We start from the raw sequence: 16,969 nt of genomic DNA, 5'->3' as shown, positions 1-16,969 counted from the left end.
CGGGCTCCGGGTCAGTCCTTTGCGGCCACCCAGGCTGCCGCCTGGGAGAGCGACGGGTGCCGCCACCTGAATCCCGCTTCCGACAGGAGCCCAGGCTCCATCCGCTGGCTGGGCAACAACAGTTCGTCGGCGAGCTTCCCCATCACGAGGCGCAGGGCAAAGGCAGGGACGCGAAGAACGCCTGGCCGGTGCAGGGCGGCTGCCAGCGCCGCCATCAGCGAATTAACGTCCGCTTCCTCAGGGGCGCAGACGTTGACGGGTCCCTGCAGGCCGGAGGTCAGCAGAAACGTAAACGCAGCCGTGACGTCCGGAAGGGTGATCCAGGGCCAATACTGCGTGCCGTGGCCCAGCGGGCCGCCCAGCCCGAGCCGGAGCAGCGGGAGAAGCCGGCCCATCGCGCCGCCGGACCGGCTGAGGACTACCCCCGTACGCGGGGTCACCACACGGACACCGGACGGTGCCTCATGCGCCGCGGCCTCCCACTCCACACAGAGGCGGGAAAGAACGCCCGACCCCGAGGAGGAATCTTCCCGAAGCCGCGCAGTACCCGCGTCGCCGTAATATCCGGAGGCGGACTGGCTGAGGAACATTGATGGGGGATTATCGAGTTTGCCCATGGCGCTGGTCAGGGTGCGGGTGGCGGCCAGCCGGGTAGTGAAGAGTTCGTCGATACGGCGTCGGGTCCAGGGGCGGTCCCCGATGCCGGCCCCGGAAAGGTTGATCACGGCGTCGGCAGCTGCAAGGACGTGCGGGTCCAGGCTGCCGGCTGCGGGATCCCAGCGGACTTCGGATGCCGCCCTCGGCGCGCGGCGGACCAGCGCCACCACGTCATGCCCGGCATGGCGCAAGGCCGCAGACACGTCGGTCCCGATCAGCCCTGAGGCGCCGGCAATGACTATTCGCATGATCCATCTCACCACACCCGGCACCAGCCGGAGCCTCCCTCAGGGCTTACCGGAGTTGACTTATGATCGAACGATGACCTCTTCGAGCTACTTCCGATTCCCGCATGTCCACGGCGATCTGGTCACCTTCGTGGCCGAGGACGACGTCTGGATCGCTCCCCTCAGCGGCGGCCGCGCCTGGCGTATTTCCTCCCTCCAGCTCCCCGCCCGCAACCCGCGCTTCACTCCTGACGGCAAGCGGCTCGTCTGGACGGTTGTCCAGGGGACGGCGCCGGAAGTGGTGACGGCGGAAGTGGACGGCGGCGGGTACCGGCAACTGACGTACTTCGGCCACAGCAGTACCCGGGTCAAGGGCTTCACCGCCGGCGGAGCCGTGGTGGTCACGAGCGCGTTCCGCCAGGCTGAAAGCCGCCACACCTACGCCTACAGCGTGCCGGTCGACGGCGGCTGGGCTGAGGAGCTGCCTTTCGGACCGGTGGAATCCCTGGCGTTCGGCCCCGAAATCGGCGACGAGCGCCCGGTGGTGGTTGGCAGCGTGCTTTCGCGCGAACCCGCCTGGTGGAAGCGTTACCGCGGCGGCACCGCCGGCAAGCTTTGGATTGACTCCGACGGCAACGGCGAATTTGAGCGCCTGGTTCCGGAGCTGGACGGAAACCTTGCCGATCCCATGTGGGTGGACGGACGGATCGCCTTCCTGTCTGACCACGAAGGGTACGGCAACGTCTATTCAGTGCTGCCCGGCGGCGGCGACCTCCGCCGGCACACCGACCACGAGGACTTCTACGTCCGGCACGCGGCCACCGACGGCCAGCGGGTCATCTTCGAATCCGCAGGCGAGCTCTGGGTCCTCCATGACCTTGCCTCCGAGGCCGTACGGCTGGAGATCTCACTGGGCTCGGCCTCCCAGTCACGGCGTCCCGGGCTGCTGAAGGTGTCACAGCATCTCGGCGCAGTGGTGCCGGACGCCAGCGGGTCCGCCAGCACGGTCGAGGCCCACGGAACGATCCACTGGATCAGGCACAAGGATGGCCCGTCCCGCATCGTAGAGGCCACGCCGGGAGTCCGCGCCCGGCTTCCGCGACCGCTCGACGGCGGACGGATCGCCTACATCGCCGACCACGACGGCGTGGAAGCGCTTTACATCAAGGAGATTGCGGCATCGGTCTCCGGCGCTGCAGCTGCTGCTGCCACGGCATCCCGTGCGACCCTCCAGCCCGGACCGCATGAATCAGCGGCATCTGAAGAAGCCGGAGTACAACTGCCCCGCCCGGTTCCGGCCACCGGATCTGCCGTCCAGGCAGCCGGCGTCGTGATCGCCGTCGCTGATGACCCGCAGGCCGATGTTGCCCCCGGCACGGCCTCCTCCCCGGCGGAGATGACGGGAACTCCTGGCGCCACCCGTATCGACTTTCCGAAGCCCGCACGCGCCAGTGCCATGGAAGCGAGCCCGGACGGCCGGTGGCTTGCCCTCGGAACGTCCTTCGGCGACGTCTATTTCGCCGACACAGCCACTGGCAAGCTATCCGTGATTGCCAGCATCGGCGAGGGCACCATCGCGGAGCTGGCGTGGTCGGCGGACTCCCGGTGGCTGGCCTGGTCCGAGCCTGTGACGTCCTTTGGCTCACGCAGCAGGCTGCGCCTGGCCAACGTCACGGATCCCGACGGCGGTGTTGTGGACATCACCGACGGCCGCTTCTGCGACAAGTCACCCAGCTTCACGCCCGACGGAAAGTTCCTGGCTTTCCTGTCCAACCGAAGTTTCGATCCGGTCTACGACGGGCACTCCTTCGACCTCTCTTTCCCCAGCCCCATCAAGCCCTACCTCGTGGCACTGGCCGCCGACACGCCGTCGCCCTTTGGCCCCGGGGTTGACCTGGAGACAGGCAGCATCACCGACGAAAAGGGCCTGGAGGACAATGTTTCACCGGTCCGCGTTGACCCGGACGGGCTGGCGCACCGCGTCATCGGAGTCCCCGTGCCCCAGGGCAACTACACCTCCCTGAAGTCCGCAGAGGGCGCTCTGCTGTGGCTGGACTGGGCACTGGCCGGCGTCACCGGCGACGGGAAAGCAACCCAGGACGACAAGGATTCCCGGCCCAGTCTTGTCCGGTTCGACCTTGCAAGGCGCAAGCCTTCCACGCTGGTGGAGGCACTGGACAGCTACCGGCTCTCCGGCGACGGCAAAAAGGTGGTCCTGATCGACGACAAGCAGGTGTGCGTGGTCCCCTCCGGCGCCAAAGCTGATGAAGACGCCGGACAGCTGGTCAAGGTGGATCTGGGCCGGATCAGGGTGATGATGGACCCGCTCAGTGTCTGGGGCCAGGCCTTTGACGAAGCCTGGCGCCTGCAGCGTGATTTCTTCTGGGCAGAAGACATGGCCGGCCAGGACTGGGAGTCCATCCACAAGAGGTACCGGCCCCTCGTGGACCGCCTGGGGTCACACGATGACCTGGTGGACCTGCTGTGGGAGCTCCATGGCGAGCTGGGGACCTCGCACGCCTACGTCAAGCCCGCACCGGTTACGGAAAACGGCAGCAACGGACAGGGCAGGCTGGGCGCTGACCTTGTCTTTACGGCGGGCGGCTGGGAGATCACGCGCATCCTCGCGGGGGAATCCTCCGATCCCCTGGCAACGTCGCCGCTGACCCGTCCCGGCGCGGCAGCCAAAGCCGGCGACATCCTGCTGGCCATCGACGGCGTCGAGCTGTCCGAAACCGTGACTCCTGCCATGCAGCTGGTGGGCGCTGCCGGCCGGGCCGTCGAACTCACGCTCAGCAACGGGCCGGGCCACGGCAGTGCCGCCGGGATTCAGCGCCGCATCGCGGTCATCCCGGCCAAGGACGAGGAACGCCTGCGCTATCAGGAGTGGGTTGCCTCAAACCGGCGGATTGTCCGTGAAGCGTCGGGAGGAAGCTTCGGATACCTGCACATCCCGGACATGATGGCCAACGGCTGGGCGCAGCTGCACCGGGACCTGGACACCGAGACCGCCCTTGACGGTCTGATCGTTGACGTCCGGCGAAACCGTGGCGGACACACGTCCCAGCTCGTGGCGGAACTGATCGGCCGCAAGGTCACCGGCTGGAGCATGCCGCGCGGGGAACGCCCGCGGACCTACCCCCATCACGCCCCGAGGGGCCCAGTGATCATCCTCGCCGATGAATTTGCCGGATCCGACGGCGACATCATTACCCAGGTATCGAAGCTGCGCGGGATCGGCCCGGTCATCGGCACGCGCACCTGGGGCGGCGTGGTGGGCATCGATAACCGGTTCTCGCTCGCCGACGGTACGGGTGTGACACAGCCCAGGTACGCCACGTGGTTCGGCGGGGGCGTGGGGTGGAGCGTTGAGAACCACGGCGTTGACCCGGACATCGAGGTCACCTACCCGCCTCACGCCTATGCTGCAGGGCGGGACCCGCAGCTGGAATACGGGATCGGGGCGCTCAAGGAAATGGTCCAGGAACTGCCCACGGACAGACCGCCTGTCCGTGAGGGCTACCGCCGCCTTCGCCCTGCTCCGCTCCCTGCCCGCCGGAACGACGGCTAAGGACAGCACGGGGGAGCATCAGAACAGGCCCCGTCCCTCCCGGTATCTCGGGAGGGACGGGGCCTGCGTTGTTTCTACCGCATAGTTTCTACAGCATTGCTTCTACGGGGCCAGCCGGACCCGCGTGCTGCTGCCGGCGTCAGGATTCCAGCGTGGCTTCCAGGGTGATGTCGATGCTGGCCAGGGCACCGGAGACAGGGCAGCCAACCTTGGCCTCGCCTGCGATCTTCTGGAATTCCTCTTCGGAAATACCCGGTATCCGGGCGGTCACGGTCAGGTGGCTTCCCGTGATTCCCGTGCCCGGCACGAACGTCACGTCGGCCTTGGTGCGGACTTCCTCCGGGGTGTGACCTGCCTTCGCCAGCTCGTTGCTGAAGGCCATGGAGAAACACGCGGAGTGGGCTGCTGCGATGAGCTCCTCCGGGCTGGTTTTGCCGTTGGCCGCTTCAGTACGTGCCTTCCACGTGACCTCGAAAGTGCCGAGGCCTGAGCTGGCCAGGCTGGTGGTTCCTGAACCCTCCGTGAGGTTGCCGTTCCATACTGCGTTTGCTGAACGTGTTGCTGCCATGTCCACTCCTCAATGTCGATTCGAACCGGGGCAGGCCGCTGCCTCGTCCCCGCCGGTTCCCATCCTAGGGATTCCGCTGCACGCATGCACGGGGTGTCCGCTGAGAGTGGATTGTGACCGTGCCGGGCACCGGTCCCTGCCAGCTCGAATCAGTTCCAGAGCGTCGCGATCGCCACGTTAAGGAGCGCGAGGCCGCCGACGCTGTGGGCGAGGCCGGTGCTGATGTCCTCGCCCTTCTTGTATTTGCGCGATCCGATCACGGCCAGGACGGCGACTGCGGCGCCGACGGCGAACTTGATGCCCAGCTTGGCGTAGTTGGGATCGCTGTTCGGCATCAGGGGCAGCAGGCCCATCATGGCGATGCCGGTGATCAGCTGGAGGAAGGCACCGTCGCGCTGGCGCGGGTGGACGGTGGGTTTCTTCATGTTGCCGATCCAGATGCCCACGATCATGGCTGCGCCGACGATGTGCAGGAACAGCAGGATGTCAAAAAGGATTTTCATGCCTCAAGCTTAGCCAGAACGTTCTACGTCCTGTAGCAAAACCACGGATCAAAAAGAGCCCAAAAAAGGGGCAGGTTCCGGTGGATTCTCACCGGAGCCTGCCCCGCCGTCGTTCCCGGGCTGCTGCCGTAACCGGCGGCAGCCCGCCGACGTTCCTGGCTAGAGCCCCAGGTCGGCCTCGAAGGCGCCCTCTTCAAGGCGGGCCTTCAGCGTCTGCAGGAAGCGGCCGGCATCGGCGCCATCCACCAGGCGGTGGTCGTACGTGAGGGACAGATACATCATGGAGCGGATGGCGATCGAGTCGTCACCGTTCTCGTCCGCTACTACCACCGGGCGCTTGACGATCGAACCGGTGCCCAGGATGCCCACCTGCGGCTGGTTGATGATCGGGGTGTCGAACAGGGCGCCGACCGATCCGATGTTGGTGATGCTGAAGGTTCCGCCGGACAGCTCGTCAGGGCCGATCTTGCCGTCGCGGGTGCGGCCGGCGACGTCGGCGATCTTGCCGGCCAGGCCGGCCAGGTTCAGGTTGCCGGCATCGTTGATGACCGGAACCAGGAGACCCTTGTCCGTGTCCACGGCGATCGCCAGGTGCTCGGCGTTGTGGTACGTGATCTCCTGCTTGTCTTCGTCATAGGCAGCGTTGAGCTTGGGGTGCTGCTTCAGTGCCTCGGCCACGGCCTTGGCAATGAACGGAAGGAACGTGAGCTTGACACCGTTCTGGGCCTGGAACGAGTTCTTGGCCTTCAGCCGCAGCTTGGCGACCTTGGTCATATCCACTTCGTGCACCTGCGTGAGCTGGGTGGAGATCTCGAGGGACTCGCGCATGCGCCGGGCGATGACCTGGCGGATCCGCGGGGCCTTCTGAACGGTGCCGCGCAGGGAGGAAGCGGCCGGGCCCGCTGCTGCCGGCTTTGCCGGTGCGGCGGCAGTGGCTGCCGGGGCTGCTGGGGCTGCGGCCGGAGCGGCGTTCGCCTCGGCTGCCGCGAGGACGTCCTGCTTGCGGATACGGCCGCCCACGCCGGTGCCGGTCAAGGCGGAGATGTCCACGCCCTGCTGGTTGGCGAGCTTGCGGACCAGCGGAGTGACATAGCCGGATTCTGCGGACCCGTTGGAAGCTGCCGCAGGCTGTGAAGGCTGCGAAACTGCGGGCTGAGAAGCTACAGGGGCGGGTGCTGCGGCCGGAGCAGGCGCAGCAGCAGGTGCCGGAGCTTCGGCCTTTGGAGCTTCGGCTGCTTTCGGTGCCTCGGCAGGAGCCGGGGCTTCAGTCTTCTGTTCGGCTGCCGGAGCGGGCTGCGCGGGTGCAGCTGCTGCGGCGGGGGCGGCTGCCCCGGAACCGATGACGGCGAGGACAGAGCCGACTTCGGCGGTTTCGTCTTCGTTGACCCGGATCTCCTGCAGCGTTCCGGCTACCGGGGACGGGATCTCGGTGTCGACCTTGTCGGTTGATACCTCCAGCAGCGGCTCGTCCACGTCTACGCTGTCACCCACGGCCTTGAGCCAGCGGGTGACGGTGCCTTCCGTGACGCTTTCGCCAAGTGCCGGCAGGGTGACCTCGTGGCTTTCGCCGTCGGACGCTGCAGGTGCCTGCGCGGCAGGTGCCGGCTCGGCTGCAGGGGCTGCTTCAGCGGGTGCGGCAGGGGCCTCTTCAGCCGGAGCCGAGGGGGCTTCTTCGGCCGGGGCCGCTGCCTCGGGGGCGGCCTCAGGTGCTGAACCGCCACCGGAACCGTCACCAATGCGGACCAGGGGAGCGCCCACTTCGGCGGTCTCGTCCTCGGCGACGAGGATTTCTTCGATCACGCCGGCTATCGGAGAGGGGATTTCAGTGTCTACTTTGTCGGTGGAAACCTCGAGCAGCGGCTCGTCCACTTCTACCCGGTCACCTACCTGCTTGAGCCAGCGGGTGACGGTTCCTTCGGTGACGCTCTCACCGAGGGCGGGCAAGTTAACGGATTCAGACATGTCGTCCCCGTTCTCCTTATTGATCTTTAGTGCGGATGATTGCTGCCTTGTTGAGCTTAGTGCACCCGGCAGATCGTGCCGGGTGCACCAAACTCTGATGTCTTGCGGTAATGCTGGGCCGGAAAATTAGCCGTGGAGGGCTTTGCCGGCGAGTGCCAGGTGGGCTTCGCCCAGGGCCTCGTTCTGCGTGGGGTGCGCGTGGACCAGCTGGGCCACGTCCTCCGGGTAGGCTTCCCAGTTCACGATGAGCTGGGCTTCACCAATCTGCTCGCCCATGCGGGATCCGATCATGTGGACGCCCACGACGGGGCCGTCCTTCTGGCGGACCAGCTTGACCAGGCCGCCGGTGCCCAGGATGGAGCTCTTGCCGTTGCCGGCGAGGTTGTATTCCTGGATCTGGATCTGGTCGTCGCCGAACTTCTCCTTGGCAGCTTTCTCCGTGTAGCCCACGGTCGCGATTTCGGGCTCGCAGTAGGTGACCTTGGGGATGTTGACGTCCTCAACGATGACGGGCTTGAGGCCCGCGATCTCCTCGGCCACGAAAATGCCCTGCTGGTAGCCGCGGTGGGCCAGCTGCACGCCGGGAACGATGTCGCCCACGGCGTAGATGTTGCCCACGCCGGTGTGCAGGCGCTCGTTGGTAATCACGAAGCCGCGGTCGATGGTCACGCCGGCCTCTTCGTAGCCGAGGTTGGCAGTCACGGGACCGCGGCCCACAGCGACCAGGAGGAGCTCGGCGTCGAACGTCTGGCCGTCCACCAGGGTGACCTTGACTCCGGAGTCGTTCTGCTCGACACCCTGGAAGAAAATGCCGGTGGAGAACTTGATGCCGCGCTTCTTGAAGGCGCGTTCGAGGTTCTTGACGATGGCGGTGTCCTCGTTGGGCACGAGGGAGGGCAGGCCCTCGACGATGGTGACGTCCACGCCGAAGGACTTCCAGACCGAAGCGAATTCAACGCCGATGACGCCGCCGCCGAGCACAATGGCGCTCTTGGGGATGTAGTCCATGGTGAGGGCTTCGTCAGAGGTGATGACGCGGCCGCCGATTTCCAGGCCCGGAAGCGAGCGGGAGTAGGACCCGGTGGCGAGGACGATGTTCTTGCCCTTGTAGGCGGTGCCGTTCACCACAACGGTGTCGGTGCCCTGGAGCTTGCCTTCACCTTCGATGACGGTGATGCCCTTGGACTTGATGAGTCCCTGGAGGCCCTTGAACTTGCCGGCGACAATTCCGTCTTTGTAGGCATTGACGGCGTTGATGTCGATGCCGTCGAGGGTGACGTTCACGCCATATTTGGCGGAGTCACGGGCGTGGTCGGCCAGTTCGGCCGAGTGCAGCAGGGCCTTGGTGGGGATACAGCCGTTGTGGAGGCACGTGCCACCGAGCTTGCCCTTCTCCACGAGGCCCACGGTGAAGCCAAGCTGAACGGCCCGCAGGGCGGTGGCGTATCCGCCGCTGCCGCCACCGAGTACCAGGATGTCGAATTCTTGCGCAGTTGCCTGATCGGCCACTTAAACGCTCCCTCGCGTGAACGATGACACGAGCGTGTACGCATCATCTGGTCTTCGAACTTGTACTGCCGAGATTATGCCAGCAGGCAGGTTCTCTTTCATTTGTGACTACCGGGTTCACCTTAGCGAACCACTTATCCATGCTCCACCTTGCAACCATGTTTTGTGGAGCGCTTGTGTCCAGTGTCACGCGGGTATGTGTCAAAGGGATCACCTTTGCTGTCACAATGCCGCGGAACGCCTCAGCACCGGTTCAGACGGCAGCAGCGATGAGGTCTTCGGCGTAGGCCACCAGAGTCCGGACCGTGCAGCCCGTGCCCTGTTTATGGGTGTAGCCGTACGGGTTGCCGTTATTGAAGGACGGACCTGCGATGTCGATGTGGGCCCACGGAATCTGTTCGCCGTCCTTGTCCTTCCCGACGAACTCGCGCAGGAACACCGCCGCGGTCATCATGCCGCCGTGGCGTTCGCCGATGTTTGCCAGATCCGCCACCTGGGAATCGAGGCTGGGCCGCAGCTCTTCGGGCAACGGCATGGGCCACACCAGCTCACCCGCACGGTCAGCGGCCGCCTTGAGGGGTCCCGTGACGCTGTCCGAGCCCATGACGCCGGCGGTGCGGTTGCCGAGGGCAATAAGCTGCGCACCGGTAAGGGTGGCAACGTCGATGATGGCGTCGGGGTATTCCTGGCTGGCCGCGACGATGCCGTCGGCCATGACCAGGCGGCCTTCGGCATCGGTGTTCAGGACCTCAACGGTCTTGCCGCCGAACATGGTGAGGACATCCGCGGGCCGGGATGCCGCACCGGATGGCATGTTTTCGGCGATGCAGAGCCAGGCGGTGGCCTTGACGGGCAGGCCGAGGCCGGCGAGCGCCAGGACGGTGTTAAGCACGACGGCGGCGCCCGCCATGTCGCTTTTCATGTCACCCATGCCGAGGGCCGGCTTGATGGAGATGCCGCCGGTGTCGAAGGTGATGCCCTTGCCCACCAGTGCGATCTTTGCCGTCGCCTTGGCGGGGGAGTACTCCACCTTGACGAGGCGGGGCTGGCGGGTGGATCCCTTGCCCACGCCCATGATGCCGCCGAAGCCCTCCTTTTCCAGGCGCTTTTCATCCCAGACTGTGACCTTGACCGGCAGCCCTTTGGACAGTTCCTTGGCTGCGTCGGCGAAAGACTCGGGGTAGAGGTGGCTCGGTGGCTGGTTCACCAGCGACCGAGTGGCGTTGACGGCCTTGCCGATCAGGCCCGCACGCGTCAGGGCGGAACGGAGTTCCTTGTCTCCCGCGACCTCGGTGAGGATCACGGCATGGCGCACCGGGTCCTTCAGTCCGTCCTTCGACGTCCGGTACTCGGTGAAGGCATAGGAGCCCAGGGCGGCTCCTTCGGCGACCGCAGCGACGTCGGCGATCCCCGCCGTCGGAAGTGCAATGACCACTGTGGGGAGGCCTGCAAGCTGCCGGACGGCCGAACCCGCGGCCCGGCGGAGGGCCTCCCGGTCAAGCGGACTGCCCGGTGCAACCTTGCCGACGCCCGCCAGGACAAGCACGCCCGCGCCGGTCTCGGGAAGGCCGGGGAGCCGGACGATCTGGTCAGCGGCTCCGGTGACGCCGAGGACCTTCAGGGAGCCGGCCAATGCCTCGGCGGACTTCGCCGTGAGCGGGTTCTCGAGAAGGACGGGACCGTCAGGTCCCTGTCCCACACCGATGACTACGGCGTCACTGGCGGCCTTCTTCAGGTCACGGGCGAGGGTACTAAGGTTGATTTCAGTATTCTTGACCACGGGGTCAGTCCTCAATTCTCGAAAGTTCGTTCGGGCAGGAATGCATGTTCCGCGCTCTGCCATGGAAGCCGGGTGCCGTCGGCTTGGGACGTCGCCGGATGTCTGCGAAGCCTGAATTATGCCGGGCAGTTCAGGCCAGTTCCGATCGTAGCCCGTAGGGGCGGTGGCAGCGGAATCCTCTGAGAGCCGCGCCACGTCGGCTGCCGGAATGCCCGGGCGCCCGGCGGTGTTGTACAAGGTATCCATCTGAAACCACGAAAGGAACTTGCCGTGCTTGAGCGGATTTCCGGCTCCCTGCTGGACCCGGACGCGCTGTATGCGAGCAACCCGGCGCTGTTCAACAGCCCGGCGCTCCGCGGGCTGAACCTGGTGATGGGTTTTACCGGATTTGCTGATGCCGGGCACGTTGTGAAGCAAATTAATGCTGAGCTGCTGGACACCCTTGACCCGGAGCCGGTGGCGGTCTTCGACGCCGACCAGCTGATTGACTACAGGTCCCGGAGGCCCCACGTCTCTTTCGTGGAGGACCACCTCCAGGACTACCAGGAGCCCCGGCTGGCGCTGTACCGGCTGACGGACGGACTGGGCAGTCCGTTCCTCCTGCTGGCCGGCTTTGAACCTGACCTGCAATGGGAGAGGTTCGCCCGCGCCGTCGTCGGCATCGTCGAAAAGCTGGACGTGAACCTCGTGACCTGGATCCATTCGATCCCCATGCCGGTTCCCCATACCCGGCCCGTGGGCGTTACCGTCCACGGCAACAGGCCCGAACTGATCGAGGGGATCTCGGTGTGGAAGCCCACCGTGGAGGTTCCCGCCGCCGTTGGCCACATCCTTGAACTGCGGCTGGTAGAAGCCGGGCGTAACGTGGCGGGGTATGTGATCCACGTGCCGCACTACCTGGCCGAAGCAGAATACCCCACAGCGGCAGTGGCAGGACTTGAGTACCTGGGCGCCGCCACGTCGCTGATGCTGCCCACGGACAGGCTCCGGGAAGCCGGCCGGGAAGTGGGCCGCCAGATCGCCGAGCAGATCGAGGCTTCCGAAGACGTGCAGCAGGTCGTGTCGCGGCTCGAATCGCGGTATGACGAAAAGGCTGAAGGGACCGTCCGCCGCTCACTCCTGGCAGATGAAAACGACCAGCTGCCCAACGGGGACGCGCTGGGTGCGGCCGTGGAGGCCTACCTGGCCCGGGAGAACCGCGCGCAGTAGCAGGCCTTTGGGCTGTCCGGATGCTGTCCGTCCGGCAGCCCGGCTGACTCGCTCCCGGCAGCCACTGACGCGCGGTCCCGGCATAATAAGGGAGTGACTGCACCCCGTGCCTGGCTGATCTGGACCATCGGAATCTTCGCGTACCTTGTGGCGGTCTCGCAGCGCACATCCTTTGGCGTCGTGGGACTTGAGGCGACCGAGAGGTTCCACGCCGGTGCGTCCGCGATCTCTTTCTTCACGGTGCTGCAGCTCCTGGTTTACGCCGGGCTGCAGATCCCGGTAGGCCTCCTGGTGGACAGGTTCGGCTCGCGGGCGATGATCGCCGGCGGCGCGGTCCTGATGGGCCTCGGCCAGCTCCAGCTGGCGTTCGCGGACGCCATCCCCGGCGGGATTGCCGGACGGGTGCTCGTAGGGGCCGGGGATGCCATGACCTTCATTTCCGTGATCCGGCTTATCCCGCTGTGGTTTGCGCCCGTTCGCGTACCGCTGGTCACCCAGCTGACTGGCATGTCCGGGCAGCTGGGGCAGCTTTTCAGCGTGGTGCCCTTTGCCTTTGTCCTCCATTCCTACGGCTGGACGCCGGGATTCCTGATGCTCGCCGGCATGTCCGGACTCGCCGTCGTGCTCGTCCTGGTGCTTCTGCAGGATCACCCTCCGGCGGTGCCCAGGCCCCAGGCGCAGCAGGGCCTGCGGGCCACCGGTGCTTCCCTCGCCCGGGCATGGCGCCAGCCGGGGACCAGGCTGGGACTGTGGAGCCACTTCACCATCCAGTTCAGCGGGACAGTTTTTGCCATGACATGGGGCTACCCCTTCCTGATCTCCGCGCAGGGCCTGGACGCGACGACGGTCGCGGCCCTGATGGCGCTGTACGTTGCTTCTGCCATGGCCGTTGGCCCGTTCATCGGCCGGTTTGTCTCCCGGCACCCGCTGCGCCGCTCCACCATGGTCCTGCTCATCGCCGCAGCCACAGCTGCTGCCTGGGCGGCGGTGCTGCTGATACCGGGCCGTTCCCCGCTCTGGCTCCTGGCAGGGCTCGTGATGGTCCTGGCCATCGGCGGTCCCGGCTCCATGATCGGCTTCGACTTTGCCCGGACGTTCAATCCCGCACACAGAATCGGTACCGCAACCGGCATAGTCAACGTGGGCGGATTCATTGCCGCCCTGATAGCGATTTTCCTGATCGGGCTGGTGCTGGACATCCTGAAGGCAACAGGCTTCTCGAACGGAGTGCTCTACGGTCTGGAACCGTTCCGGATCGCCCTGAGCGTCCAGTTCCTGCTCCTGGGGTTCGGGGTCGGCGCCATACTGGTCTGCCGCCGCAAGGTCCGCCGTCAAATGGCGGCGCAGGGCGTTGTCGTCCCGCCGCTGCTGACTGCCCTTTCCCGCCAGCGGCGTGCGAACCTGGCCGAGCGCCGGCAGGGTTCCCCGGCCGGGGATGACTGACACTGTTCCTCCACAATTGACATGGCGGAAGTTTCCATGGCTCCGGGTCCGGCTGGCCCCAAAGCTGGAGGCATGACACTTCCACAACACCTGACAGTCCGTGGCCCCGAAGACATCCTCGGGTTCATCCCGCATTCCCTGGGGTACTGGCCGGCCGACAGCCTGGTGGCCATGACCCTGCACGGCAAACGGCTGGGAGCAACCCTCCGGCTTGACCTGCCCGGACCGGAAAAGCTCGCGGATCCTCGCCACTACGCCCGCAGCGTCCGCGATTACCTGCTGGCTGACCAGGGCTCCGACGCCGCCCTGCTGGTGTTCTTCACCAACGACGGCTGGACGGACCTGCCCCGGACCTACACCGGGCTGCTGGCCGCGCTGCAGGCTGTCCTGGGCACCGCGGGGATGCCGGTCCGCGAGGCGTGGTACGTGGGGGATTCCTACTGGCGCGACGCCTACTGTACCGATCCCTCCTGCTGTCCGCTGCCCGGCCGGCCCATCGATGACATCCGCGACAGCATGCTTAACGCCGAGATGGTGTTCCGCGGCAGCAGCGTGGGTCCGGCGCCGGATGATCAAACACAGCCGGCCCGATCCGTTTCCGCCGAAGACACGGCAGCGATGCTGGCAGCGGAGGCGGCCTGGTCCACCGACCTGGAACCGCGGCGGCGGAGCAGGGCACAGTTCAACGCGCTGCTGGCGTTCTGGGAAGGGCTGATCGCAGCCCCGCAGGGTAACGCCCTCTCCTGTGATCCGCTGCCGGACGATGCGCCGGCCGGCGGCAGCCTGTCCGGTGATGCGTTCCCGAGTCAACTGCCGCCGGATCTTGCACTCCCGGCACCTTCCCAGGCCTTCCTACGCGCCTCCCTCCAGGTGCCGGCATGGCGGGACGCCGTCCTCGTCATGGCCGCCGCGGGCTTTCCGGCCGCCCTGGCAGGCGCGGAACAGTTCGGGATTTTCGATGCCGGATGCGTACTTGCTCCGGTCGTCCCGCCAGCCATCGCCCAGCCAGCTGCCGCCCTGCCAGCTGCCGGCCTGCCAGGTACCGGCCTTATTGTGCCGCCGGTTTCGCTGCCTGATTCCGTTCCTGATGGCGCATCTGGCGTGCCCGGCTACGGCGAGGTCCTGCTGGGACTGGAGCCGGACATGCCGGACTGGAGCCGGCTGCACCGCCTCGACCGTGTCCTGGAACAGTTGTCGCTGTGGGGCGGCCAAGCGGCCGCAGCCGCCCTAACCGGGCGGGGATGGATCAGCTGGTGCCGGGGACGCGGATCCTATGCCGCCGCTTTCCTTGGCAAGGCGCTGGAGGAGGAAGAGGGCTACCGGCTGGCCGAGCTCATGCTCGAATTGCTCAGGCGCGGGACACTCTGCGGGTGGGCGGCGCGGAAGGATGCCGCCTGGCGGAAGTTCGACTCGGACGCCGCCTGGGGCTGAGGGCCCGTACCGCTTTCCCGCGGCTGCCTCCGATCCCACTGCGGGCAGACCCCGATGAGGTCCTGTTTGGGAAAACCGTGAGACAATAGATGCCGAGACCCGGTTGGGTCCGTGTATCAAGTGCATGTAATGGCTCCTTTTGCGGGAACATTACAGCCGCCCCGGCAGTTCTATTTTGTAGACTCTGCCGGCCGTGGTTGCACCTGATGTTCATCACGGACTTGACAGGGTCATAGTGGTGTTGCCCGTATGGTGATTCCACAGACCGCCGCTAGAAAGGTTTTCTGTGACCCCGTCTTCCATGAAGAAGGAACCCGCCGCCCTGGACGACTCGTCCCCCGAGGAGAAGCAGGCTGCAACGAACGCCAAGCGAGCAGCCACGCGGGCAGCCAACAAAGCCGTCAAGGATGCCACCGCCGGTGCTACCGACGTGGACGGCAAGCCTGAACCCAAGAAGCGCGGGCCCAAGCCTGGCGCCAAGGCCGCCGCCGAAGCCGCCGATAAGTCCGCAGCCGGGGGCGCCGACTCCGACGACGAGGATGACATCGAAGAAGATCTTGACGACATCATCCTCGATGGTGCGGACGTCGGCGACGACGGCGACGCCGCCAAGGCGGAATCGGCAGCCACGGGCAAGGGTTTTGTCTACTCGGACGCCGACGACGACGACGCCCCCGTTCAGCAGGTCATGTCCGCCGGGGCCACTGCCGACCCCGTCAAGGACTACCTGAAGCAGATCGGCAAGGTGGCGCTGCTCAATGCGGAGCAGGAAGTGGACCTTGCGCTCCGGATTGAAGCCGGCCTCTTCGCCGAGGAGAAGATCAACGCGGACGACGGCTCCATGGATCCGAAGTTCAAGCGCGAGCTCGAATTCGTCATCCACGACGGCAAGCGCGCCAAGAACCACCTGCTGGAGGCCAACCTGCGCTTGGTGGTCTCCCTGGCCAAGCGCTACACCGGTCGCGGCATGCTCTTCCTGGACCTTATCCAGGAAGGCAACCTGGGCCTGATCCGTGCTGTGGAGAAATTCGATTACACCAAGGGCTTCAAGTTCTCCACGTACGCCACCTGGTGGATCCGCCAGGCCATCACCCGCGCCATGGCGGACCAGGCTCGCACCATCCGTATCCCGGTTCACATGGTTGAGGTCATCAACAAGCTGGCACGCGTCCAGCGGCAGATGCTCCAGGACCTCGGCCGGGAGCCCACGCCCGAGGAGCTGGCACTTGAACTGGACATGACCCCGGAGAAGGTGGTGGAAGTCCAGAAGTACGGCCGCGAGCCTATTTCGCTGCACACCCCGCTCGGTGAGGACGGCGACTCTGAGTTCGGCGACCTGATCGAGGATTCCGAGGCCGTCGTCCCGGCCGACGCCGTGAGCTTCACCCTGCTCCAGGAGCAGCTGCACTCTGTCCTTGACACACTCTCCGAGCGTGAAGCAGGCGTGGTGGCCATGCGGTTCGGCCTCACCGACGGGCAGCCGAAGACTTTAGACGAAATCGGCAAGGTCTACGGTGTTACCCGGGAACGCATCCGCCAGATCGAATCCAAGACGATGTCCAAGCTCCGCCACCCGTCGCGGTCGCAGGTGCTCAGGGACTATCTGGACTAGGGACGGCAGCACCCGGTACGGGGCCACGCCTCCGCCCATGATCCTTGGATGACGGGCGCGGGCGTGACCCCGCTGGGGTGTAGCCCGTTGTTGTTGGCAGCCGGTTAAACAGGTCAGGACCCCTCCGAAAGGAGGGGTCCTGATCTTTGCTTGCTGAACTATTACGCCTGGTGGGACTTGGACGCGGTGGCTAGTCGATTTCTACGGTCGCCTTCTCGTGAAGCCGGCCCGTCTCGTCGTGCCAGTCGGAGCTCAAGGGCTTGAGTGTTGCCTCGACCGCACGGGCATGGTGGCCGCAGAAGAGCAGCTCACCGCCGGAGGACTCGAGAACAACACGGACATATGCCTGGGCTCCGCAACGATCGCACCGGTCCAGTGCGTTAAGCGTGCGGTCCGCTACTGCTGTTGTCATTTCGGCCTCCTTAGTAGATCTGTACCTCTATATAACCAGCATTAGTAACAAATCCCGCGCAAGGATAGGGCAAGTTCGCTGTCCG

At 65.8% G+C, this 16,969-nt stretch carries 12 protein-coding genes; 5 read left to right on the top strand and 7 right to left on the bottom strand.

The genetic code is table 11. The annotated features are described in order from the left end of the window. Window positions 1–11: 11 nt before the first annotated feature. Window positions 12–905, bottom strand: a complete 894-nt coding sequence (locus QFZ40_RS11990; RefSeq protein WP_306904595.1) for a TIGR01777 family oxidoreductase — start codon at window positions 903–905, stop codon at window positions 12–14. A 73-nt stretch (window positions 906–978) separates the two neighbouring features. Between QFZ40_RS11990 and QFZ40_RS11985 the strand changes: the two genes are divergently transcribed. Next, on the top strand, window positions 979–4,455 hold the full coding sequence (locus QFZ40_RS11985; protein ID WP_306904594.1) for a S41 family peptidase: 3,477 nt from the start codon (window positions 979–981) through the stop codon (window positions 4,453–4,455). Between the two features lie 139 nt (window positions 4,456–4,594). Here the strand turns inward: QFZ40_RS11985 and QFZ40_RS11980 are convergent, their stop codons facing one another. The 5 genes from QFZ40_RS11980 to QFZ40_RS11960 all read right to left on the bottom strand — a co-directional run bounded on the left by QFZ40_RS11980 (window position 4,595) and on the right by QFZ40_RS11960 (window position 10,777). After that, a complete protein-coding gene (locus QFZ40_RS11980) occupies window positions 4,595–5,023 on the bottom strand; it encodes an OsmC family protein (RefSeq protein ID WP_306904593.1) in 429 nt (142 codons plus the stop codon). A gap of 149 nt (window positions 5,024–5,172) precedes the next feature. After that, window positions 5,173–5,526 carry a hypothetical protein gene (locus QFZ40_RS11975; RefSeq protein WP_306904592.1) on the bottom strand — a complete coding sequence of 118 codons (354 nt, stop codon included), beginning with the start codon at window positions 5,524–5,526 and terminating at the stop codon, window positions 5,173–5,175. 159 nt (window positions 5,527–5,685) lie between these two features. Then, window positions 5,686–7,488, bottom strand: coding sequence for a 2-oxoglutarate dehydrogenase, E2 component, dihydrolipoamide succinyltransferase (gene sucB / locus QFZ40_RS11970; RefSeq protein ID WP_306904591.1), 1,803 nt, complete (start codon window positions 7,486–7,488; stop codon window positions 5,686–5,688). A 126-nt stretch (window positions 7,489–7,614) separates the two neighbouring features. Continuing rightward, complete coding sequence (gene lpdA / locus QFZ40_RS11965) at window positions 7,615–8,997, bottom strand: dihydrolipoyl dehydrogenase (protein WP_267278627.1); 1,383 nt, start codon at window positions 8,995–8,997, stop codon at window positions 7,615–7,617. A 253-nt stretch (window positions 8,998–9,250) separates the two neighbouring features. Then, on the bottom strand, window positions 9,251–10,777 hold the full coding sequence (locus QFZ40_RS11960) for a leucyl aminopeptidase (RefSeq protein ID WP_306904589.1): 1,527 nt from the start codon (window positions 10,775–10,777) through the stop codon (window positions 9,251–9,253). A 270-nt stretch (window positions 10,778–11,047) separates the two neighbouring features. Between QFZ40_RS11960 and QFZ40_RS11955 the strand changes: the two genes are divergently transcribed. The 4 genes from QFZ40_RS11955 to QFZ40_RS11940 all read left to right on the top strand — a co-directional run bounded on the left by QFZ40_RS11955 (window position 11,048) and on the right by QFZ40_RS11940 (window position 16,472). Then, window positions 11,048–11,986 (top strand): proteasome assembly chaperone family protein, encoded by a 939-nt coding sequence (locus QFZ40_RS11955; protein ID WP_306904588.1) that lies wholly within the window; start codon window positions 11,048–11,050, stop codon window positions 11,984–11,986. 93 nt (window positions 11,987–12,079) lie between these two features. After that, window positions 12,080–13,429, top strand: coding sequence for an MFS transporter (locus tag QFZ40_RS11950; RefSeq protein WP_306904586.1), 1,350 nt, complete (start codon window positions 12,080–12,082; stop codon window positions 13,427–13,429). 72 nt (window positions 13,430–13,501) lie between these two features. Then, window positions 13,502–14,860 (top strand): DUF4192 domain-containing protein, encoded by a 1,359-nt coding sequence (locus QFZ40_RS11945; protein ID WP_306904584.1) that lies wholly within the window; start codon window positions 13,502–13,504, stop codon window positions 14,858–14,860. Window positions 14,861–15,146: 286 nt separating this feature from the next. After that, window positions 15,147–16,472 (top strand): RNA polymerase sigma factor, encoded by a 1,326-nt coding sequence (locus QFZ40_RS11940; RefSeq protein ID WP_306904583.1) that lies wholly within the window; start codon window positions 15,147–15,149, stop codon window positions 16,470–16,472. Between the two features lie 190 nt (window positions 16,473–16,662). On the opposite strand, the gene QFZ40_RS11935 is transcribed toward QFZ40_RS11940, so the two are convergent. Then, entirely contained in the window at window positions 16,663–16,884 is a 222-nt protein-coding gene (locus tag QFZ40_RS11935; protein WP_306904582.1) for a DUF7455 domain-containing protein, read from the bottom strand. Between the last annotated feature and the right edge of the window lie 85 nt (window positions 16,885–16,969).

It is taken from the genome of Arthrobacter pascens, from assembly GCF_030816475.1.
In the GTDB taxonomy this organism is placed as follows: Bacteria; Actinomycetota; Actinomycetes; order Actinomycetales; family Micrococcaceae; genus Arthrobacter; species Arthrobacter pascens_B.
This window is presented reverse-complemented; position numbering and strand designations above follow the sequence as displayed.